The 21,290-nt window shown below is 70.4% G+C and carries 17 protein-coding genes and 1 pseudogene; 11 read left to right on the top strand and 7 right to left on the bottom strand.

Annotated elements, in window-relative coordinates:
* Positions 1–25 precede the first annotated feature (25 nt).
* From rsmA to ACFYW8_RS32365, 6 genes are all read left to right on the top strand, one after another.
* Positions 26–973 (top strand): 16S rRNA (adenine(1518)-N(6)/adenine(1519)-N(6))-dimethyltransferase RsmA, encoded by a 948-nt coding sequence (gene rsmA, locus ACFYW8_RS32390; protein WP_389085474.1) that lies wholly within the window; start codon positions 26–28, stop codon positions 971–973.
* A complete protein-coding gene (locus ACFYW8_RS32385) occupies positions 970–1,869 on the top strand; it encodes a 4-(cytidine 5'-diphospho)-2-C-methyl-D-erythritol kinase (RefSeq protein ID WP_365876597.1) in 900 nt (299 codons plus the stop codon). The genes rsmA and ACFYW8_RS32385 overlap by 4 nt, the downstream gene beginning before the upstream one ends.
* A gap of 302 nt (positions 1,870–2,171) precedes the next feature.
* Positions 2,172–3,977, top strand: coding sequence for an ABC-F family ATP-binding cassette domain-containing protein (locus ACFYW8_RS32380; protein WP_365876595.1), 1,806 nt, complete (start codon positions 2,172–2,174; stop codon positions 3,975–3,977).
* A 434-nt stretch (positions 3,978–4,411) separates the two neighbouring features.
* A complete protein-coding gene (locus tag ACFYW8_RS32375) occupies positions 4,412–6,346 on the top strand; it encodes a PQQ-binding-like beta-propeller repeat protein (protein WP_389085465.1) in 1,935 nt (644 codons plus the stop codon).
* Between the two features lie 79 nt (positions 6,347–6,425).
* Positions 6,426–8,396 (top strand): PQQ-binding-like beta-propeller repeat protein, encoded by a 1,971-nt coding sequence (locus ACFYW8_RS32370; protein WP_389085461.1) that lies wholly within the window; start codon positions 6,426–6,428, stop codon positions 8,394–8,396.
* A gap of 275 nt (positions 8,397–8,671) precedes the next feature.
* Complete coding sequence (locus ACFYW8_RS32365; protein ID WP_365876589.1) at positions 8,672–9,373, top strand: LuxR C-terminal-related transcriptional regulator; 702 nt, start codon at positions 8,672–8,674, stop codon at positions 9,371–9,373.
* Positions 9,374–9,433: 60 nt separating this feature from the next.
* On the opposite strand, the gene ACFYW8_RS32360 is transcribed toward ACFYW8_RS32365, so the two are convergent.
* The 5 genes from ACFYW8_RS32360 to ACFYW8_RS32340 all read right to left on the bottom strand — a co-directional run bounded on the left by ACFYW8_RS32360 (position 9,434) and on the right by ACFYW8_RS32340 (position 14,166).
* Positions 9,434–10,330, bottom strand: a complete 897-nt coding sequence (locus ACFYW8_RS32360; RefSeq protein ID WP_389085453.1) for an NAD(P)-dependent oxidoreductase — start codon at positions 10,328–10,330, stop codon at positions 9,434–9,436.
* 39 nt (positions 10,331–10,369) lie between these two features.
* Positions 10,370–11,647 (bottom strand): ATP-binding protein, encoded by a 1,278-nt coding sequence (locus ACFYW8_RS32355; RefSeq protein ID WP_389085448.1) that lies wholly within the window; start codon positions 11,645–11,647, stop codon positions 10,370–10,372.
* Positions 11,648–11,755: 108 nt separating this feature from the next.
* Positions 11,756–12,979, bottom strand: a complete 1,224-nt coding sequence (locus tag ACFYW8_RS32350) for a M48 family metallopeptidase (RefSeq protein ID WP_389085443.1) — start codon at positions 12,977–12,979, stop codon at positions 11,756–11,758.
* 123 nt (positions 12,980–13,102) lie between these two features.
* The gene (locus ACFYW8_RS32345; protein ID WP_389085436.1) at positions 13,103–13,306 is read right to left on the bottom strand and encodes a DUF397 domain-containing protein; all 204 of its coding nucleotides are present in this window, start codon (positions 13,304–13,306) and stop codon (positions 13,103–13,105) included.
* An 8-nt stretch (positions 13,307–13,314) separates the two neighbouring features.
* A complete protein-coding gene (locus ACFYW8_RS32340) occupies positions 13,315–14,166 on the bottom strand; it encodes a helix-turn-helix domain-containing protein (RefSeq protein WP_389085431.1) in 852 nt (283 codons plus the stop codon).
* Positions 14,167–14,400: 234 nt separating this feature from the next.
* Between ACFYW8_RS32340 and ACFYW8_RS32335 the strand changes: the two genes are divergently transcribed.
* Together ACFYW8_RS32335 and ACFYW8_RS32330 are read left to right on the top strand one after the other, a co-directional pair.
* Entirely contained in the window at positions 14,401–14,802 is a 402-nt protein-coding gene (locus ACFYW8_RS32335) for an ATP-binding protein (protein WP_389085426.1), read from the top strand.
* Positions 14,803–14,834: 32 nt separating this feature from the next.
* Positions 14,835–15,715 (top strand): annotated as a pseudogene (locus ACFYW8_RS32330) (hypothetical protein).
* 48 nt (positions 15,716–15,763) lie between these two features.
* Here ACFYW8_RS32330 and ACFYW8_RS32325 read toward each other — a convergent pair.
* Together ACFYW8_RS32325 and ACFYW8_RS32320 are read right to left on the bottom strand one after the other, a co-directional pair.
* Positions 15,764–16,075: a hypothetical protein gene (locus ACFYW8_RS32325; protein ID WP_365876574.1), complete on the bottom strand. Its 312-nt coding sequence runs from the start codon at positions 16,073–16,075 to the stop codon at positions 15,764–15,766.
* Positions 16,076–16,115: 40 nt separating this feature from the next.
* Positions 16,116–17,822, bottom strand: coding sequence for a sodium:solute symporter family protein (locus ACFYW8_RS32320; protein WP_389085417.1), 1,707 nt, complete (start codon positions 17,820–17,822; stop codon positions 16,116–16,118).
* A 179-nt stretch (positions 17,823–18,001) separates the two neighbouring features.
* Between ACFYW8_RS32320 and galT the strand changes: the two genes are divergently transcribed.
* From galT to galK, 3 genes are read left to right on the top strand one after another with little or no spacing between them, the layout of a single operon-like run.
* Positions 18,002–19,090, top strand: a complete 1,089-nt coding sequence (galT, locus tag ACFYW8_RS32315; RefSeq protein WP_389085412.1) for a galactose-1-phosphate uridylyltransferase — start codon at positions 18,002–18,004, stop codon at positions 19,088–19,090.
* Complete coding sequence (gene galE, locus ACFYW8_RS32310; protein WP_389085408.1) at positions 19,087–20,052, top strand: UDP-glucose 4-epimerase GalE; 966 nt, start codon at positions 19,087–19,089, stop codon at positions 20,050–20,052. The genes galT and galE overlap by 4 nt, the downstream gene beginning before the upstream one ends.
* 11 nt (positions 20,053–20,063) lie before the next feature.
* On the top strand, positions 20,064–21,206 hold the full coding sequence (galK, locus tag ACFYW8_RS32305) for a galactokinase (RefSeq protein ID WP_389085698.1): 1,143 nt from the start codon (positions 20,064–20,066) through the stop codon (positions 21,204–21,206).
* Positions 21,207–21,290 lie beyond the last annotated feature (84 nt).

The following is a 21,290-nucleotide window of genomic DNA, read 5'->3' as shown; positions in this document are numbered from 1 at the left end:
GCCGGAGCCCCCGTACCCTTGGCTCGTGACCAGCCCCACCTCCGACGCCCTCCTGGGCCCCGCCGAGATCCGCGAACTCGCGGCAGCCCTCGGTGTACGGCCCACCAAGCAGCGCGGCCAGAACTTCGTGATCGACGCCAACACGGTGCGCCGCATCGTGCGGACCGCCGAGGTGCGGCCCGACGACGTGGTCGTGGAGGTGGGTCCCGGCCTCGGCTCGCTGACGCTCGGCCTGCTGGAGACGGCGGACCGGGTCGTCGCCGTCGAGATCGACGACGTCCTCGCGAGCGCGCTGCCCGCGACCGTCGCGGCCCGGATGCCGGCGCGCGCCGACCGGTTCGCCCTGGTGCACTCGGACGCCATGCAGGTCCGGGAACTGCCGGGCCCGCCCCCGACCGCGCTCGTCGCGAACCTCCCGTACAACGTCGCCGTGCCCGTCCTGCTGCACATGCTCGACACCTTCCCGACCATCGAGCGCACCCTGGTGATGGTCCAGGCGGAGGTCGCGGACCGGCTCGCAGCCCCGCCCGGCTCGAAGGTGTACGGCGTGCCGTCCGTGAAGGCGAACTGGTACGCCGACGTGAAGCGGGCCGGCTCCATCGGACGCAATGTCTTCTGGCCGGCGCCCAACGTCGACAGCGGACTCGTGTCGCTCACCCGGCGCGCCGAGCCGATCTCCACGACCGCCCGGAAGAACGACGTGTTCGCGGCCGTCGACGCGGCCTTCGCGCAGCGACGCAAGACCCTGCGCGCCGCCCTCGCCGGATGGGCCGGTTCGGCCCCGGCCGCCGAGGCCGCGCTCGTCGCCGCCGGTGTCTCTCCGCAGGCCCGCGGCGAGTCCCTGACGGTCGAGGAGTTCGCCCGGATCGCGGAGAACCGCGGCGAGGCGAGCGGTGCGGGCACCAGGAACGCCCGCCGCTACCGCCCCGAGAACGCCGAGAACGCCGAGAACGAGGAGTCGACCCAGCCGTGACGGAGACGGTGACGGTACGCGTCCCTGCCAAGGTCAACGTCCAGCTCGCGGTCGGCGGCGCACGCCCCGACGGCTTCCACGGCCTGGCCAACGTGTTCCTCGCGGTCGGCCTGTACGACGAGGTGACGGTCACCGCCGCGGACGAACTGCGCGTCACCTGCGCGGGCCCGGACGCCGCACAGGTGCCCCTGGACCGCACGAACCTGGCGGCCCGCGCGGCCCTCGAACTCGGCCGCCGGTACGGCATCGACCCCGCCGTCCATCTCCACATCGCCAAGGACATCCCCGTCGCCGGCGGCATGGCCGGCGGCAGCGCGGACGGAGCCGGCGCCCTGCTCGCCTGCGACGCACTGTGGGGCACGAACGCCTCGCGCGAGGAACTCCTGGACATCTGCGCCGAGTTGGGCAGTGATGTGCCGTTCTCCTTGGTGGGCGGGGCGGCCCTCGGCGTCGGGCGGGGCGAGCAGCTGCGCGCCCTGGAGGTCGGCGGGACCTTCCACTGGGTCTTCGCGATGGCCGAGCGCGGGCTGTCGACCCCGGCGGTCTTCCGGGAGTTCGACCGGATGCACGAGGGCCTGCGCGTTCCGGAGCCGGTCGCCTCGCAGGACCTGCTGGACGCGCTGGCGAAGGGGGACGCGGGCGCTCTCGCGCGCACCGTCTCCAACGACCTCCAGCCCGCGGCCCTCTCCCTCTTCCCGGCCCTCGCCGACACCCTCGCGGCGGGCCGCGCCGCCGGGGCCCTGGCAGCGCTCGTCTCCGGCTCGGGCCCGACCACGGCGTTCCTCGCCCCCGACGCGGGCTCCGCGAAGACGATCGCCGAGGCCCTGCTCGCGTCGGGCACCTGCCGTTCGGCACGCGTCACCCAGAGCCCCGCACCCGGCGCCACGGTGCTCTGACGCCGGCCGAGGGCCGCCCGCCGTCGTTCCGGCTCACGGCGCTACGACAGCTGACCGGACGCCGCTGCGCCGGTGCGGCGGCATAGGTCCGACGGCGCATCCGACGGCGCATCCGACGGCGCGTCCGGCGGCCCGTACGGCGGGGCGAGGGCGCGCGCGTGGCCCGCAGTACGGGGTACGACGGACTGCTGCCCCGCCCCCGGGGAGCCGGGGCAGGGACGGCCCGGCGTACGGCACGGCTCGGCGCCCGCATCGCGCGGACTACCCTTGAGGGTCGATCGTCCCCCTTGTTCAGGAGAGAAATGGCCGTCAACCTGGTCAATGTCGAGTCCGTCAGCAAGGTGTACGGCACCCGTGCACTGCTCGACGGAGTCTCCCTCGGCGTCAGCGAGGGCGACCGGATCGGCGTGGTCGGCCGGAACGGGGACGGCAAGACCACCCTGATCCGCATGCTCGCCAAGCTGGAGGAGCCCGACACCGGCCGTGTCACGCACTCCGGCGGCCTGAACGTCGGCGTGCTCACCCAGCACGACTCGCTCGACCCCACGGCCACCGTCCGCCACGAGGTCATCCGTGACATGGCCGACCACGAGTGGGCGGGCAACGCCAAGATCAGGGACGTACTGACGGGTCTGTTCGGCGGTCTCGACCTGCCCGGGTTCCCGCAGGGGCTCGACACGGTGATCGCCCCGCTCTCCGGTGGCGAGCGGCGCCGTATCGCGCTGGCGAAGCTGCTCATCGAGGAGCAGGACCTGATCGTCCTCGACGAGCCCACCAACCACCTGGACGTCGAGGGCATCGCCTGGCTCGCCGGGCACCTGCGCGAGCGCCGTTCCGCGCTGGTCTGCGTGACGCACGACCGGTGGTTCCTCGACCAGGTCTGCACCCAGATGTGGGACGTGCAGAAGGGCGCGGTGTACGAGTACGAGGGCGGCTACACCGACTACGTGTTCGCCCGGGCCGAGCGCGAGCGCATCGCCGCGACCGAAGAGGTCAAGCGGCAGAACCTGGTCCGCAAGGAGCTGGCGTGGCTGCGGCGCGGGGCGCCCGCCCGTACCTCCAAGCCGCGCTTCCGCGTCGAGGCCGCCAACGAGCTGATCGCCGATGTGCCGCCGCCCCGCGACAAGAGCGAACTGATGAAGTTCGCCAACTCGCGGCTCGGCAGGACCGTCTTCGATCTGGAGGACGTGACCGTGCAGGCCGGGCCCAAGGTGCTGCTCAAGCACCTGACCTGGCAGCTCGGCCCCGGCGACCGGGTCGGCCTCGTCGGTGTGAACGGCGCGGGCAAGACCTCCCTCCTGCGCGCCCTGGCCGAGGCCGCCCGCAGCGAGGGCGAACAGCAGCCCGCCGCCGGCCGCATCGTCACCGGCAAGACCGTCAAGCTCGCCTACCTCTCCCAGGAGGTCGGCGAACTCGACCCGAACTGGCGAGTGCTTCAGGCCGTCCAGGCCGTCCGTGACCGGGTCGACCTCGGCAAGGGGCGCGAGATGACCGCCGGGCAGCTCTGCGAGACGTTCGGCTTCAACAAGGAGAAGCAGTGGACGCCGGTCGGCGACCTCAGCGGTGGTGAGCGCCGGCGGCTCCAGATCCTGCGCCTGCTGATGGACGAGCCCAACGTCCTCTTCCTCGACGAGCCGACGAACGACCTCGACATCGAGACCCTCACCCAGCTGGAGGACCTCCTCGACGGCTGGCCCGGCTCCATGATCGTGATCTCCCACGACCGCTTCTTCATCGAGCGCACCACGGACAACGTGTTCGCGCTCCTCGGCGACGCCACCCTGCGGATGCTCCCGCGCGGGATCGACGAGTACCTGGAGCGGCGCAAGAAGATGGAGGAGGTGGCCGCGGCCGCCGTCCTCGCCGCCGCCCCGGCCCCGGTCAAGGCCGCTTCCTCCGCCGACGCCCGCGCCGCCAAGAAGGAACTCCAGAGGATCGAGCGCCAGCTGGACAAGATCTCGGAGAAGGAGACCAAGCTGCACGCCCAGATCGCAGACAACGCCACCGACTTCGGGAAGGTCGCGCAACTCGACTCCGAGTTGCGCGGGTTGGCGGGGGAGCGCGAGGAGCTCGAAATGCGCTGGCTGGAGCTGGCCGAAGACGCGTGACACCGGGGGCGCCCGCCCCTCGCCGAGCTCGTGGTGCCTCCTGGGGCGCGGAGGCACCGCGAGCGGCGCCCCTTGCCCGGCGCGCACAGCCCGCCCGTGGGCGCGTAATTCCCGCCAGGCGCCCCCGAGTTGCCGTACGCGCCCCTCGCCCCGGCGCCTCCGGGCCCTCTCCGCGGCACCCCCGTTCCTCCCCGCGGCAACCCTCCCGGTCGTTGAACTCGCCCTGCGCGCCCAGCGTGAAGGGCACGTGAAGGCGCGTAACGACGGCATCACAGCCCGGTCCTCCCTTGGGAACAGGGCGCGCACCGGCCCCCTGCCCGCGCCCCCCAAAGTGATAGAAAGAGCGGTCTGAGAACAATCTGAGAACCATCGGACGAGGCGCGAATCCAGCGCCGCCGGTGGGGCGCCACATCAGTGAAGAGGGGGAAGCGCTGATGAGTCAGCCGCCGAGTCAGCCGCCGCAGGGCGATTTCGGAGCACCGCAGGACCAGCCGCCCAAGGGCGATGCCGACGCGTCGCGGGACCCGCGGTCGCAGGGTGGTTTCGGCGCACCCCAGGGTGCACCCCGGAGCGAACCGCAGGGCGCGCCGCACAGCGCACCGCAGGGTGCGGGGCAGGACCCCCGTTCGCAGGGCGCGCCCCCCAACACGCCCCCCGCGCCGCAGGGCACGCCCCCGCCTCCCGCGCAGCCGCCCCAGGCGCCCGCGCCCCAGTACGCTCCGCCGGCCGGGCCACCGCAGCCCGGCTACGGCTATCCCCAGCAGCCCGGCGCCTACGCCCAGCCGGGACCGTACGGCCAGCCCCAGCAGCCGGGTCCGTACGGTCAGCCGGGCCCCTACGGATACGGACAGCAGCCGGGGTACGGGTATCCGCCCCAGGCGCCGTACCCGGGCGCGCCCGGCACGCCCCCGCCCGGTGGTCCGGGCGGCGGCTCGAAGAACCCGTTCAAGGGCAGGCCCGCGCTCGTCATCGCCGCCGCGGTGGCCGGGCTGCTCGTCGTCGGCGGCACCGTATGGGCCGTCACCGGCGGTGGCGACGACGGGAAGAAGCCCGTCGCGCGGCAGAGCCCGAGCCACAGCCCGACCACGTCCGCGTCGGACGCCCCGGTCAACCCCGGTGACGGCAGCGGCGACGGCGGCCAGGACGAAGAGGACCTGAACGCGGGCCGCAAGGCGGGAGAGGCGAAGGTCCTCTGGTACAAGTCGGCACCCGACGCGCCCGGTTCGGGCGCAGACGCCTCAGGCATGTGGATCACCGGCAAGACGGCGGTGAAGTCGGCCTACAAGCAGCTCTTCGCGTTCAACGTCGGCGACGGCAAGCCCACTTGGCCCGCGCTGACCTTCCCGCAGAAGATCTGCGCGGTCACCCCGCAGAAGACGGCCGACGACAAGGTCGTCATCGCCTACATGAGCGGCACCGCCAGCAGCGCCAAGTGCAACCAGCTCCAGCAGGTCGACCTGAACACCGGCGCCAAGGGCTGGAGCGGGAAGGTCGCGGACGGAGCTCTCTTCGACAGCACGCTCACGGTCGAACTCGCCATCACCGGCCACACGCTGACGGTCGGCCGTTCGATGTCGGGAACGGCGTACGACGTCTCCGGCGGCAAGAAGCTGTGGGACAAGAAGAAGTACGGAGCCGCCTGCTACCCGGCGGGATTCGCGGGCGGATCCAAGCTGCTCGCCGTCTCGTCCTGCGGGGCCGGCAGGGACACCGAACACGACGAGGTGCAGGAACTGGACCCGGCCACCGGCAGGGCCCGGTGGACGACGAAGATCCCCAAGGGGTGGCGGGTGCGACGCGCCTACTCCGTCGACCCGGTGGTGCTCTACCTCACCAACGACGCGAAGAAGACGGTGAACATCACCGTGCTGAAGGACAACGGCGTCCTGCGTTCGCAGCTCACGAGCGACGACGGGTTCGCGCCCGAGTGCGGCTTCGCGATCCTCGACCGCGAGCTGACCGGCTGCTTCGGCACCGTCGCCGACGCCGACACGATCTATCTGCCGACCGAGGCGAAGAGCGGCCCCAACGAGGTCGTCGCGTTCAGCCTCGCCACCGGCAAGGAGAAGTGGCGCGTCAAGTCCCCCGCGGACGCGGCGATGATGCCGATGAAGACGGACGGTGGCCGACTCATCGCCTACGTCGAGGCGTCGTACGACGGCGGCGGCCGCATCGTGTCGGTTCCGACGACCGGCGGCAGTCACCCCCTCACCAAGCTGCTCCAGAACCCGCAGGGCACCGCGAACATCGAGGACGGCTTCTACTCGAAGGCCGTGGACTACGTGGACGGACGCTTCTACATCTCCACCACCCGGCTGACGGGCAATGACCAGGCGAAGGAGAAGCTGATGCTGGCCTACGGCAAGTGACCGACGCCCACCATCCGTTCCGTCGCGCCCCGTACGCGCACAGGCCCGCCGTCCCGACGCATCCCGAGGTACTCACGTCATGAGCCAGCCGCCCCCGCCACCGCCGAACGAGCCCCCGCAGGGCTTCGGCGCACCGCAGGACCCTTCCCCGAGTTCTCAGCCGAGTCCGGGCGGGGGAGACCCCGACCCCGACGGTTTCGGCGCCCCCAAGGATCCGCCGCCCGGCGGTTTCGGTGCCCCGCAGGATCCTCCCGCGGGCGGATTCGGCGCGCCCACGCCCGCGCCGCCTGCCCCGGGCCCCGGCTACGCCCATCCGCAGACACCCCCGCCGCCGTCCCCGCAGACGGCTCCGCCCGCGGCCCCGCCGCAGCAGGCGTACGGCTACCCGCAGACACCGGCCCCGGGCCAGCCGGGCTACGGCTACCCGGCCCAGTCGGGCTACGGATACCCGGGCCAGCCCGGCTACGGCTACCCGGGCCAGCCGCAGTCTCAGTCCCCGTACGGCGCCCCGGGCCAGCCACAGCCGCCGTACGGCTACCCGCAGCCCCAGACGATGCCGATGCAGCCGCACCTTCCGGAAGGAGGCGGCGGCGGGCGGAAGTTCAACAGCCAGGTGATCATCATCGTGGCGGCCGTGGTGGCCGTCGCACTGATCGTCGGCGGCGGTGTCCTGTACTCCCAGCACTCCAAGAGCGACAAGAACAACGCCGGGGGATCGAGCGGCGGCACCGGCGGCAAGGGCGCCGACGGCAAGGGTGGTGACACCAGCGGTTCCGACGGCAAGGAGAAGGCGCCGGCCGACACCGCCTCCAGGCTGCTGTTCCAGCTCCCGGCGCCGGCCGTGGCGAAGGACATCAACAGCGTGGCCACGGTCGGCTCCTGGCTCACCGACAAGGTGTACGCCAAGACCGGCGACGCCGAGATCAACGGCTACGACCCCGGCTCCGGCGCCAAGACCTGGACGATCAAGCTCCCCGGCCCGGTGTGCCAGGCCAGCCGGCACACCACGGACGCCGACCGTACGGCGGTCATCTACGAGCCGGCCATGCCCACCAAGACGCACCCCTCGCACGGATGCACACAGCTCGGCGCCCTCGATCTCGACGCGGGCGTGAAACTGTGGACCCGGACGATCAAGTCCGGTGACCAGCAGATCAGTCTCGACAACGTGACGATCAGCGGGAACACGGTCGCCGCGGGCAGCACGGGCGGCGGCGGCGCGTTCGACCTCTCCACCGGCAAGGCGCTGTGGGCGCCGAAGTCGGGCGACACCTGCTACGACTCCGGCTACGGCGGCGGCGAGAAGCTGGTCGCGGTCCGCAAGTGCGGCGAGTACGGCAGTACGCGCCAGCTGCACATCCAGACCCTCGACCCGAAGTCCGGGAAGATGATCTCCGAGTACAAGATGTCGCCCGGCATCGAGTACGCCAGCGTCGTCTCCACCGACCCGCTGGTCGTGGCCGCCGACGTCGGCGACTCCGCCGGTGACGGCAGCGGTATCTCGGACTTCTTCTCCGTCGACAACAAGACCGGCAAGCTGCGGTCGAAGATCTCGGCGCCCGGCAAGACGTACGCGGCCCGCTGCGACGGCATCACCAGGATCGAGTACTGCTCAGGGCTCGCCGTCGGCAACGACAAGCTGTACGTCCCGACGGAGGAGCACGACGGCTCCGCCGACTACAGCCGGACCAACGAGATCGTCGCCTTCGACCTGGCCACCGGGAAGCAGACCGGACAGCGCGCGGACGCGGGCGACGGCTACACCATCACCCCGCTGCGCATGGACGGCACCAGCCTCCTCGCGTACAAGCGGCCGCCGTACGACAAGGGCGGTCAGATCGTCTCGGTCGACGGGACCTCCTTCAAGGAGACCGTGCTCATGGAGAACCCGGCGACCCAGGCGACGCGTGACGCGGAGGCCGGCATGCTCCCGGAGTACGCGGAGATCCTCTACGGCGACGGCAGGCTGTACATGTCCCAGGTCTACGCGGGCAAGCCGACCTCCGCGAACGACAAGGCGTACCTGGCGATCGCCTTCGGAACGAAGTAGGACGATCATCTTCGAAAGAACCCGGTGATCGTCTTCCGAATAAATGGTTCGGGCCTGAACATCGCGTGCGGCCCCGTCCCTGTTCAGGGGCGGGGCCGCACGCGTACCCCTCATCACTCCCTATTGGGAGGGATTTCGATATTCCGGGGCACTTCTCTCCAGTAGGGGAAGCGCAACGTCGAACAAGCGTGTAGCTTCCGGGGGATGGAGAGCCGGGGGGCTCCTAATCCACGGGGAACCAGTGGGGATGCTTGGGGGGACTGGGGGGTTGCCTGATGGGAGTGCGGCTCATGGTGGTCGACGACCACCGACTGCTCGCGGAGGCGTTGGCCTCGGCTTTGAAGCTGCGGGGGCACCGGGTGCTCGCCGCGGCCGCGCCCGCCGCGGGGGCGGCGGAGCTGGTGATCACACGGGCACCCGAGGTGTGCCTGATCGGTACGGCGACACCCGCCGAGCCGGGGATCTTCGACCCGGTGGTGCGGATCAAGCGGGAGCGCCCCCAGGTGGCGGTCCTGGTGCTCGGCCCGGTACCGAACCCGCGCGGGATCGCCGCCGCGTTCGCCGCCGGCGCCTCCGGCTACGTACGCCATGACGAACGCATAGAGGGCGTCGAGCGCGCGATCATGAAGGCGAGGGCGGGCGAGGCCGCCGTGGCCCCGCAACTGCTCCAGGGGGCCTTCAGCGAACTGCTCAACCCCGCCGCCCAGCCCGACGACGAGGGCCAGCGGCTGCTCCAGATGCTCACCCCCCGCGAGGTCGAGGTCCTGGTGCGGGTCGCCGACGGGGAGGACACCCGGCTCATCGCCGCGGGCATGGGCATCGCGCCGTCCACGGCCCGCACGCATGTCCAGCGGGTCCTGATGAAACTGGGCGTGGGCTCCCGCCTCGAAGCGGCGGCACTCGCGGCCCGCACGGGACTCCTGGACCGGGCGGGCCCGCTTCCGGTACGGCACGGGGACCCGGACGACTCCCTCTGAGGCGTACCGGGTTCGCGGGTCTGCGGCTGCGGCTACGAGGCGAGGGTTACGAGGGGAGCGTTACGAGGAGGGGGACTCGCCCTCCTCGAAGCTCGCGAAGTACGCGGCGGCCATGTCCTCGTTCCCGTGGCCGAGGGCACCGGCACGGCCGAGGCGTTCGGCGGTGGCCTCGGCGACATCGAGACGCACGCCGTGCCGCCGCCCCGCCTCCACGATCAGGCGGGCGTCCTTCTCGGCGGTGGTGACGGCGAAGCTGGCCGGGGACAGCCGGTCCTCCAGGACGAGGGCGGCCTTCGCGTGCAGATAGCCCATGTCGAGCGGTCCGCCGGCGATGAGGTCGAAGAAGCCCCGCGGGTCCACGCCGAGGCCCTTGGCCAGGGCGAGTGCCTCGCCGGTCGCGGCGGTGGCGGCGAGGACCCAGCTGTTGGCGACGAGCTTGAGCCGGGTGGCGCTGCCCGCCGAGCCGTCCTCGCCGGTCCACACGGTACGGGCGCCGACGGCGTCGAAGACGGGCGTCACGGTGTCCCGGGCCGCGCTCGGACCGGCGGCGAGCACCGTCAACTGCCCGGACTCGGCGGGCGCGCGCGTCCCGAGGACGGGCGCGTCGAAGAAGACGAGCCCGTGCGCGCGGGCGAACTCGGCGAGCTCGCCGAGTGCCTCGGTCCCGACGGTCGTGGACTGTACCCAGACGGCCCCGGCGCGCAGCCCGGGTGCAGCCCGGCGCATGACGTCGAGGACGGCGGGGCCGTCGTACAGCATGGTCAGGACGACATCGGCGCCCCGCACGGCCTCTTCGGGGGTCTCCGCGATGTGCGCGCCGTCGGCGGCCAGCGGCTCGGCCTTGGCACGGCTGCGGTTCCAGACGCGGACGCCGTGCCTGGCGCGGGCGAGGTTACGGGCCATGCCGGCCCCCATGATTCCGGTGCCGAGGACGCTGACGGTGAGTTTGTCGGTCATGGGGGTCAGCTTCCCCTTCCCGGTGGGGAGAACCCGGCATCACATGCGGACGTGCTGCTCGATGTCCTCCCTGAACTCGGCGAGCGCCTGGGCGGTGAGGGAGGGACGGGTGTCGGCGATGGCGGTGAGGTAGTCCTCGGTGTCGGCCGGTGCGCCCCGGCGGTCGGTGACCTCGCGTTCGAAGGCGGCCTGGGAGCCCTTGAGCGAGGCGAACTCGATGTCGGCGGGGGTGAACATCTCACTGGCCGCCACCAGTCGGCGCACCTCGACCCCGTCGGCGGTGGGGCCGAGGTAGCGCCGCCAGATCGCTTCCCTGGCGGCTGGATCGGGGGGACCGACCGGGATGACGTAGTCGAACCGGCCGGGGCGCAGGAACGCCGGATCGAGGGAGCGGACGGAGTTGGTGGCACAGATCAGCAGGCGGTCGTCGTGATCGCGGAAGCCGGGGATCAGCTTGAGCAGTTCGTTGGTGACTCCGTGGCCCGGGTCGACGGCCACGCCGGACCGGACACCGGCGATCTCCTCGACTTCGTCGATGAAAAGGAGAACGGTCTCCAGTCCGGCCAGATCGGTGAACGTCTCCCGCAGTGAGGTGGCCAGGCTCCCGTCTCCCGCGGCGAGCCTGGAGGGGAAGAGTTCCACGAACGGCCACTCCAGCCGGGAGGCCACGGCCCTGGCGAAGCTGGTCTTGCCGGTGCCCGGCGGGCCGAAGAGGATGACCGCCTTCGGCGGCCTCACCCCGTACCGGTCGGCCAGCGCGGGCTCGGCCAGCGGCAGCACGATCCGCCGCTCGATGGCTTCCTTCTCCCGCTCCATCCCCGCGAGGGAACTCCAGAGTCCCTGGGGCTGGACCCGCCCGCCGAGCTCCGCGAGGAGACCGGCGTCGCTCGCGCCGAGATGCTCGACCTTCTCGTAGAAGACCAGACCCTCGCGGGTCCGGTAGCCGGAGTTCTCCAGGGCCGCGGTACCGGTGGCCTCCGGGGCGAGCAGCGCGCCGATCCGGCGGATCCCCTGCTCGCGCAGCCGCCGCTCCAGCTCGGCGATCAGGGAGCTCCCGATGCCACGGCTGCGCCAGTTCCCCGCGAGCGCCACCAGCGTGATCCAGGCCCGGTCGCCGTGGGCCTGCGCCACGGCCATGCCCACCAGGTCGTCGCCGACGACCGCGACCACCGCGGGCCCGCCGGTCCGGGCGGCGGCCATGACCTCGGACACGGGGAACACGGGAGGCGCGTCGTCCCGCTGCCGGTCCTGGTCCCAGATCTGGATGGCACGGTCGAGATCGTCGTCGCGGAAGTCCCGCAGTCGCCACGTCGGCATCATCGCCACCTCGCCGAGTACCCATTCTCCGCGCGCATCGGATCCTCGGCGACCGCACGACGCGCTCCGGGGACGGCTGTCTCGGCAGCCGAGCCCTCGGGAAGACGCTCAGCCGTCGAAGCCGTCCTGGATGATCCTCCGGGCCACCTTCGCGCGGGCGTCGGCGAGCTCCGCGGCGATTCCGCTCTCCCGGGTCTCGTCGGCCACGACCGCCGGGGGTGTGGGCGCTCCGATCAGCAGGCACGCGTGGCGCAGATGGGTCGGCGGATGGGTCGAGTCGACGCTGTGGCCCCGCAGGGTCCCGGCCCGGCGCCGACGCTCGCGCTCGCGCTCCGGAACCGAGGTCACGTCCGCGGCGAGCCGCTCCCACAGTCCGTCCGTCAGGGGGTCGTTCCGGGAGCCGCGCCGTCCGCTCATCGCGGCCGTGTTGACCTCGCGGCGCAGTGTGACGGCGGCCGAGTCCGCGGTCAGCAGCCGGTCCATGAGCTCCAGCGCCGCCTGGGTGGATCCGGCGCGGGCGGCCACGCGGTCGGCGAGGTACTCGGCCCGCTGAGTGGCGCGCAGGGTCAGCTGGTCGAGGACCATCAGCACGCCGCCGACAAGCCAACGGGGCACGATGTAGAACACGTTGACGACCACTTCGAGTGGTTCGGGATTGGCGACGGGCAGGAAGAAGTAGTGCCAGGTGGTCAGCGAACGCAGGGCACCGGCGACGACCCGCCCGTGGCGGGTGTCCCCGTTGCTGTAGTGGCCCAGCTCATGGCCCAGCAGGGCGATCCGCTGCTGCGGCGTGAGGATCTCCCACAGGGGCAGGCCCAGGGTGAGCAGCCGGCGCCCGCGTATGCCGTAGCTCATCACGCTCGCGTTGATCTGCGCGTCGACCGCGATCGCGTCGACGCCACGGGTGCCGGCCACCTGGGCGACCTCGTCGACAAGGGAGAACAGTTCGGGTGCGTCGGCGCGCGTCAGGACCGGCGAGTTCTCCGGCAGCCGGGACAGCCGGGGTCTGAGCGACCACGCCAGACCGAGGAGGAACCCGCCCGGCACCATTCCCCAGCCGCCCCATCCCCGGACCAGATACCAGATCCCGCCCGCGGTCAGGGCCACGGTCAGCGCATGCACGGTGAGAGAGACCGCGTAGGCGAGCAGCGAAGAGGCGTCCCGCCGGGCGCGCAGGGTTCCGCCCGCGGTCAGCTCGGCCAGCAGCTTTTCGCCGTGCCGCCTGGCCAGTACGCGCTGGGCCCTGGCCAGGCGGCTCAGCTTCTCCGGCGACTGTTCCGGATCGACGTTCCAGTCGCAGTCGGCGCACCAAGCGGTGAACCGGCCGTCCATGCGGATCTCGGACCCGCATTCCGGGCACGCTCGAATTGTTTTTCCGCACTGGTGCTCACCGTGGATCTCCCTGCCCCGCGGCCCCTCCCCAGAGGCCGCCTGTTCATGACAGGGCGAAGCTGATCACACAGGGGTGCCCTCGTAAAGCCCGTTCTTTATGTGGTGCAGGAAGTGGGCGAGGGGGCCGGGAGCGGTCGAGAGAAGGGTCTCAGGGGCGTCGCTCTCACGGAGGTGGATCGTGCGAGGGGTGGCGGCGAGCTCGACGCAGTTGTTGCCATCGCCGCTTCCCGAGAAGGACGACTTCTGCCAGTTGTCGGGGGTGGTCACGGCGGGCCTCACAGTTCCTTCGCCAGCTGGTGGATGAATTCGCGCGAACGTCTGGGTTCGAGCGATACAGCTTCCACCATATGGAAGAGCGTTCGAAAGGTGCCGAGTTGAGCCTCGGAGTCGATGAAGCCCGCGCCGTGGGGTGCGTCGCGTACCGCTGTGTCCAGCTGGGGTACGGCACCGCCCACGTACATCATCGCGTTCGTGGCTCCGGCAAAACCGTCGAGCTCGAAGGGGATGACGCGCACGGAGATGTGGTCCTCTTCGGAGAGTTCCAGAATGCGGGCGAGCTGGGTCCGGGCTGCGGCCCGGTCGCCGACTCTGATGCGCAGGGCCGCCTCATGTATCACCACTTCGTATGGAGTGGGGGCGGGGTCCATGATGACCGCCTTGCGTTCCATTCGGTGGCGGACGCGCAACTCAAGTTCGCTGCTGGGTAGTTCGGGGACCCGGTACGAGAAGACGGCGCGTGCGTAGTCCTCCGTCTGGAAGAGGCCGGGGACGTGCAGGAACTCCACATCGAGCCGGTACGTCGAATGGTGCTCCAGCTCGGCGAGGTCCAGGAACGGCGTGGGCAGCAGGCCCCGGTACTCCTCCCACCAGCCGCGTGTCCGATCGGTGGCCATCGCCACCAGCGCCTCGACCAACTTCTCGTCTGCGCAGGAGTAATGAGCGGCAAGGCTTCGCACCCGCTCTTCGCTCACCCCCGCGATGCCGGACTCCATCTGGCTTATCTGGGCGGAGTCGGACCCGACCAGTGCGGCAGCCTCGCGTCCCTTGAGGTCTGCGGCTTCACGCAGTTTCCGCAGTTCAATACCCAAGCGTTCCTGGCGTGCGGTCGGCTGCCGTCTGCGCGGCATGACTTCCTCCCTCGCTCCAACTGCATTGGGGCTGTGACTCGTTCGAGGGGAAGATTACGGCAGCGGCTTGCGTGGGCCCAAATTTTACCCATACCGTCGGTGACGCGACGCACACGCTGCGGCACCGGGATCCCGGAAGCGCACCACTCCGTCCTGCCGTGACGGCTGTGACACTGCCACCGCCCGTGACCAAGGCGAACTCTCGACTCCCCACACCTGAACCGGAGTTCATGCATGCCCACAACCGAACCCTGGACCTACGCCCTCCACATCCCCCACGACACCCGCGCGGTGACCGTCTGCCGCCGCACGGTCCGCCTGATCCTGACCCTGCACGGCCTGATCCGCCTCGCGGACGTCGCCGAACTGCTGGCGGCGGAGCTGGTCTCCAATGCCGTACGGCATACGAAGGGGCCTGCGGCCCTGCGGCTGGCCTGGCGGGCAGGGGTGCTGCGGATCGGTGCGTGGGACGCGAGCCCGGTGCCACCGCCGTACGACCCGGCGGCGGCCCCCGACGCGGAGGCGGGTCGGGGTCTCGTCCTGGTCCGGGCCTGCGCCGACGACTGGGGCTGGCATCCCCTGCAGCAGGGCGGCGACATCGGCAAGTACGTGTGGTGTGACCTGGCCGCGGCGTAGTCGTTGATCGCGTCGGACAGAAAGGAGGTCCGATGGTCAGTTCGTCGCACGAGGCGATGCATCACTTCGGCCAGAAGGACACGGCGGGGTTGATCCGCAATTTTCAGAAGCTGTTCCATGTGCCGTTCCCCGAGCCGTGCGGTTTCACGGTTCTCAACACGGACTTGACCGAGATCGAGCCGGTCGAGCGGCGCGTGGACAGCCTGGTGCGGGTGCACACCGAGAGCGGTGACTTCCTGCTGGTGCTGGAGTCGCAGGGCAAGAAGGACGAGAGGAAGCGGGGAAGTTGGCCGTACTACCTGTCCTACCTCTACGAGAAATCCGCTGTGAGCCGGTGCTGATCGTCATGACACAGAGCAGTTCGACCGCGCGATGGGCCGCCCAGCCCATCCGGTTCGGTCTGCCCGGCTGGTCCTCGCTCGTCGTGAGGCCGATGGTTCTTGGGCCGGACCAGGTTCCTGTGATCACCGATGAGAAGGAGGCGGCGCAGGACGTGTCGCTCGCGGTGCTCTCGGCGATTACGCATGGTAAAGGGCCGCGTGCCGCTGCGATACTGGGACCGCTCGCGGTGGCTCTGGAGACCATTGACCCGGCAAGCGCGGCTCTGTTGGCGCAGCTCGTGACGTCCGGCCTGGTGGATTCCCAGGCGAAGGAGATTTGGAGGGACCTGATGGCTCCGGTGAACTACTTCTTCCAGAATCCGGTCGCGGATCAGCTGAGGGACGAAGGGCGCATCGAAGATCGCATCGAGATGATCCTGAGGATCCTGGAGTTGCGCGGCATCGAGGTGTCCGGCTCCGTCCGGCTTCGCGTACAGGCGTGTTCCGACCTGGACCAGCTCAAGGCCTGGTCGGAACGGGCCGTCCACGTGGCCGACGCGGAGGGCCTGTTCGCTGACGTGCGGTCCGAATAGCCTTACGGGGCCGCAGCTCCTTGAGAACTCCGGCCCCGCCCAGTGGTGTTACTCCGCGACCCCCTCGTCCGCGGACCCCGGTGGCTCCGTCACCGGCAACGGCCGCAGCCACAGCCACGCCAGGAAGAACAGGCCGAGGGCGAGCATGCCGAGGCCGGTCCAGAGGTTGATGTTGATGCCGCCCGCCTTGTCGAGGTCGGCGTCGGAGGCCGTGATGCCGGCGATGGTGACGATGACGCCGTAGATCACGAACAGGCCGCCGATGATGCGGCGGATGTCGAACAGGCGAGCAGCGGTCGCGGACTTCTTCTCAAGGTCCGAGACCTCGCGCTGCGCGTCGCTTTCCGAATAGTCGGACATGGTTTCTTGATTCTCCCTCGTCGGAACGGGTCGGGACTCGTCAGAACGAGATCGAGAACGGGATGTAGCAGGCGGCGGCCAGGATCATCGCGCCCCAGCCCAGCAGAGCGGGCCTGCGGTACCAGGCGTCGTCGCCGGCGGCCGGCGGCTCGGCCATGCCGGGGGACACGGTGCCGTAGACCAGGCCCCGGAGTTCCTCCGCCGGCTTCGGGGCGGTGAAGAGCGAGACCCCCACCATCACCACGCCACCGGCCACGAAGGCGACGATCGCGGAGACGAAGTTGGCGCCCTGGTCGGAGGGGAAGCCGATGACGTCCTGCTTGTAGAGGACGAAGTAGTTCACCATCGCCGCCGTCGTGCCGGCCAGCAGCCCCCAGAAGCCCGACTTCACCGACGCCCGCTTCCAGAACATGCCGACGATGAAGACCGCGAACATCGGCACGTTGAAGAAGGAGAAGAGCGTCTGGAGGTAGCTCATGATGTTGGAGAAGGACGAGGCCAGGAAGGCCGTGCCGATCGACGCCAGGACGCCGATGACCGTGATCAGGCGGCCGAAGCGCACGTAGTAGGAGTCCTCGCGGTCCTTCACCACGTACCTCGCCCAGATGTCGGTCGTGAAGACCGTGTTGAAGGACGAGACGTTGGCGGCCATGCCCGCCATGAAGGCGGCCAGCAGACCGGTCACCGCGATGCCGAGGACACCGTTCGGCAGCAACTCCTGCATCAGGTAAGGGATCGCGTCGTTGTACTGGAGATCCGAGCCGGCCGTGCCGATCTTCGGGACCAGGACGGCCGCCACCAGGCCGGGGATCATCACCAGGAAGACGATGAAGATCTTCGGGTAGGCCGCGATGAGCGGGGTGCGCTGGGCCGCGGAGAGGTTCTTCGCCGACAGCGCGCGCTGCACCTCGGCGAAGTTCGTCGTCCAGTAGCCGAAGGACAGCACGAAGCCGAGACCGAGCACGATCGTCAGCCAGTTGGCGCCGAGCGGGTTGGCGCTGCCGATGCCCGTGCCGCCCCAGGCCGTCGTGAAGTCGGCGCCGTGGGTCTTGTCGAGGGAGTCCGTCAGACCGCCCCAGCCGCCCACCCGGTTCAGGCCGAGCACGGTGATCGGGATCAGTGCCGCCAGGATCACGAAGAACTGGAGCACCTCGTTGTAGATCGCGGAGGAGAGGCCGCCGAGGGTGATGTAGGCGAGGACGAAGAAGCCCGCGACCACGATCGCCACCCACTGCGGCCAGCCGAGCAGTGCCTCGACGACGATCGCGAGCGAGTAGAGGTTGACGCCCGCGATGAGGACGGCGGCGAAGGCGAACAGGACCGAACTCAGCAGGTGCGCCCATTTGTCGAAGCGCAGCAGCAGGAACTCGGGCACCGAGCGGACCTTGGAGCCGTAGTAGAACGGCATCATCACCAGGCCCAGGAAGACCATCGCCGGGATGGCGCCGATCCAGTACCAGTGCACGGTGTAGACGCCGTACTGCGCGCTGTTGGCGGCCATGCCGAGGATCTCGGTGGCGCCCAGGTTGGCCGAGATGAAGGCCAGGCCGGTGATCCAGGCGGGCAGTGAGCGCCCGGACAGGAAGAAGTCGAGGCTCGTCCTCACCGAGCGGCGGGCCGCGAAGCCGATGCCCAGGACGACCACGAAGTAGATGCCGAGGATTGTGTAGTCGAGTGCGTTCGTGGGGAGTCGCAGCTCGGCGGCGAGCAGGGCGCCCGGTTGGGGCGGATGTGTGGGGGACTGCATCAGGACTCGCTTCGTCGCATGAACCTATCGGACCGGAATCTATGCCTCCGCATGCAGGAAATGCACCATTCGAGTGGTGTCCTTTGTTTGATTGTGACGTTGACTGTGGTGGTGACTTGTGGTTTGTTGTGTTCGGTTATGTTTGAAGGTTTGATCGGGTGTTGATGGGGAGTCCGACTGTGAAGAAGACCTCGACCCGGCTCGCCGACGGTCGTGAGCTCATCTATTACGACGCGGGCGACGACAAGGTGCGCGACGCGGTGGACCGGCGCCCGCTCGACCCGACCGTCACCACCTCGGAGGTGCGCCGCGACCCGCTGCTCGGGGACTCGGTGGCCATCGCCTCGCACCGCCAGGGGCGCATCTACCACCCGCCGGCGAACGAGTGCCCGCTGTGCCCGTCCTCCGGTGACCGGCTGAGCGAGATCCCCGAATCCTCGTACGACGTCGTGGTGTTCGAGAACCGCTTCCCCTCGCTGGCCGGCGACTCCGGCCGCTGCGAGGTCGTCTGTTTCACCTCCGACCACGACGCGTCCTTCGCGGATCTGACGGAGGCGCAGGCCGGTCTCGTCCTGGAGGCGTGGACGGACCGCACCGCCGAACTGTCGCATCTGCCCTCCGTCGAACAGGTCTTCTGCTTCGAGAACCGTGGCGCCGAGATCGGTGTGACACTCGGTCACCCGCACGGGCAGATCTACGGCTACCCCTTCACCACCCCCCGTACCGCACTGATGTTGCGTTCCCTCGCCGCGCACAAGGAGGCGACCGGCGGCGCGAACCTGTTCGACGAGGTCCTCGCACGGGAACTGGCCGACGGCTCACGAGTCGTCCTGTCGAGCGAGCACTGGGTCGCCTTCGTCCCGTACGCCGCCCACTGGCCGTACGAGGTCCACCTCTACCCGCGCCGCCGTGTGCCGGACCTGCTCGGCCTCGACGAGGACGCGCGCACAGAATTCCCCCAGGTCTATCTGGAACTCTTGAGGCGCTTCGACCGGATCTTCGACGGGCCGGACGGTGGGAAGGAAGGGACGGGCGAGCCGCAGACGCCGTACATCGCGGCGTGGCACCAGGCTCCCTTCGGCCCGCTGGAGGAGTTCGAAGGCGTCAACCGCGACGACTTCGCTCTCCACCTGGAGCTTTTCACCATTCGCCGCACTTCCGGCAAGCTGAAGTTCCTCGCGGGATCCGAGTCCGGCATGAACGTGTTCATCAACGACGTGCCGCCGGAGACCGCGGCTCAGCGACTGCGAGAGGTAGCGAGTTCATGAGTGGGAAGTACCTGGTCACGGGCGGAGCCGGTTACGTGGGCAGCGTGGTCGCGCGCCACCTGATCGAGGCGGGCCACGAGGTCACCGTCCTCGACAACCTCTCGACCGGATTCCGCGACGGCGTGCCCGCCGGTGCCGCCTTCGTCGAGGGCGACATCCGCGACGCCGCCAAGTGGCTGGACCACTCGTACGACGCCGTCCTGCACTTCGCCGCGTTCTCGCAGGTCGGCGAGTCCGTGGTGAAGCCCGAGAAGTACTGGGACAACAACGTCGGCGGCACCATGGCGCTGCTCGCCGCGATGCGCGAGGCGGGCGTGCGCAAGCTGGTCTTCTCCTCCACGGCCGCGACCTACGGCGAGCCCGAGACCACCCCGATCGTCGAGTCCGCGCCGACCCGGCCCACCAACCCCTACGGCGCCTCCAAGCTCGCCGTCGACCACATGATCACCGGCGAGGCCGCGGCGCACGGACTCGGCGCCGTCTCCCTGCGGTACTTCAACGTGGCCGGCGCCTACGGCGAGAGCGGCGAGCGGCACGACCCCGAGTCGCACCTCATCCCGCTGGTCCTCCAGGTCGCGCAGGGCCGCCGCGACGCGATCTCCGTCTACGGCGACGACTACCCGACGCCGGACGGCACCTGCGTCCGCGACTACATCCATGTCGCGGACCTCGCCGAGGCGCACCTGCTGGCGGTCGAGGCCGCGTCCCCGGGCGAGCACCTGATCTGCAACCTCGGCAACGGCAACGGCTTCTCCGTCCGCGAGGTCATCGAGACCGTGCGCCAGGTGACCGGGCACCCGATCCCGGAGGTCATGGCACCGCGCCGCGGCGGAGACCCGGCGGTCCTGGTCGCCTCGGCCGAGACCGCCCGGGAGCGGCTCGGCTGGAACCCGTCCCGCGCGGATCTCGCGGGGATCGTCGCGGACGCGTGGGAGTTCGCACAGAACGTAGCGAAGGGGTAGCAGTGGACCAGGTGGGGGTACGTGAGGGCTTCGAGGAGCTGTACGGTGCCGCGCCCGAGGGCGTCTGGGCGGCGCCGGGCCGCGTCAATCTGATCGGCGAGTACACGGACTTCAACGAGGGGTTCGTGATGCCGCTCGCGCTGCCGCACACGGCGGTCGCGGCGGTGTCCCGCCGGTCCGACGGGGTGCTGCGGCTGCACTCGGCGGACATCGACGGACCGGTCGTCGAACTGCGCGTCGACGAGCTGGTGCCCCGCTCGGACACCGGCTGGGCCGCGTATCCGGCGGGGGTGGTGTGGGCGCTGCGCGAGGCGGGCCACGCCGTCGGCGGCGCGGACATCCACCTGGCCTCCACGGTCCCCACCGGCGCGGGCCTGTCCTCCTCGGCGGCCCTGGAGGTCGTCACGGCCCTCGCCCTGGACGAGTTGTACGGACTCGGGCTCAGCCGCCCCGAGCTGGCACTGCTCGCACAGCGCGCGGAGAACGACTTCGTCGGCGTGCCGTGCGGGGTCATGGACCAGACGGCGTCGGCGTGCTGCGTCGAGGGCCACGCCCTGCACCTCGACTGCCGTGACCTGTCGATCCGCCAGGTCCCCTTCGACCTCGCCTCCCAGGGCCTCGAACTCCTGGTCGTCGACACCCGGGTGAAGCACGCTCTCGGGGACGGGGCGTACGCCGAACGGCGCGCGGGCTGCGAGGAGGGGGCACGGCAGCTGGGCGTCTCCCATCTGCGCGATGTCGCGTACGAGGAGCTCGACGCGGCCCTCGCCCGGCTCTCCGACGAACGAGTCCGCCGCTACGTCCGCCACGTCGTCTCCGACGACCACCGGGTGGACCGGGTCATCGCCCTGCTCGACGCGGGCGACGTCCGGGCGATCGGACCGGTCCTGACGGACGGTCACGCCTCGCTGCGCGACGATCTGCGGATCTCCTGCGCCGAGCTGGATCTTGCGGTTTCGGCGGCGAACGCCGCGGGAGCCCTCGGGGCGCGGATGACGGGCGGCGGTTTCGGTGGTTCCGCGGTCGTGCTGGTGGAGTCGGCCGACGTCGACACCGTCACCAAGGCGGTCACGGAGGCGTTCGCCGCGGCGGGCTTCACCGCTCCCCGGGTGTTCCCGGCGGTTCCTTCGGCGGGGGCCCGGCGTATCGGCTGACCCGGGGCCGCTGCCCTGGACCCCCGCTCCTCAAAATGCCGGAGGGGCTGAACCCGACGCCGGTGGGGGTGAGAAGCGCTCTGC

This window comes from Streptomyces sp. NPDC002742, from assembly GCF_042888885.1.
In the GTDB taxonomy this organism is placed as follows: domain Bacteria; phylum Actinomycetota; class Actinomycetes; order Streptomycetales; family Streptomycetaceae; genus Streptomyces.
Note: the sequence above shows the minus strand (reverse complement) of the source record. Positions and strands in the feature narration are given on the sequence as shown.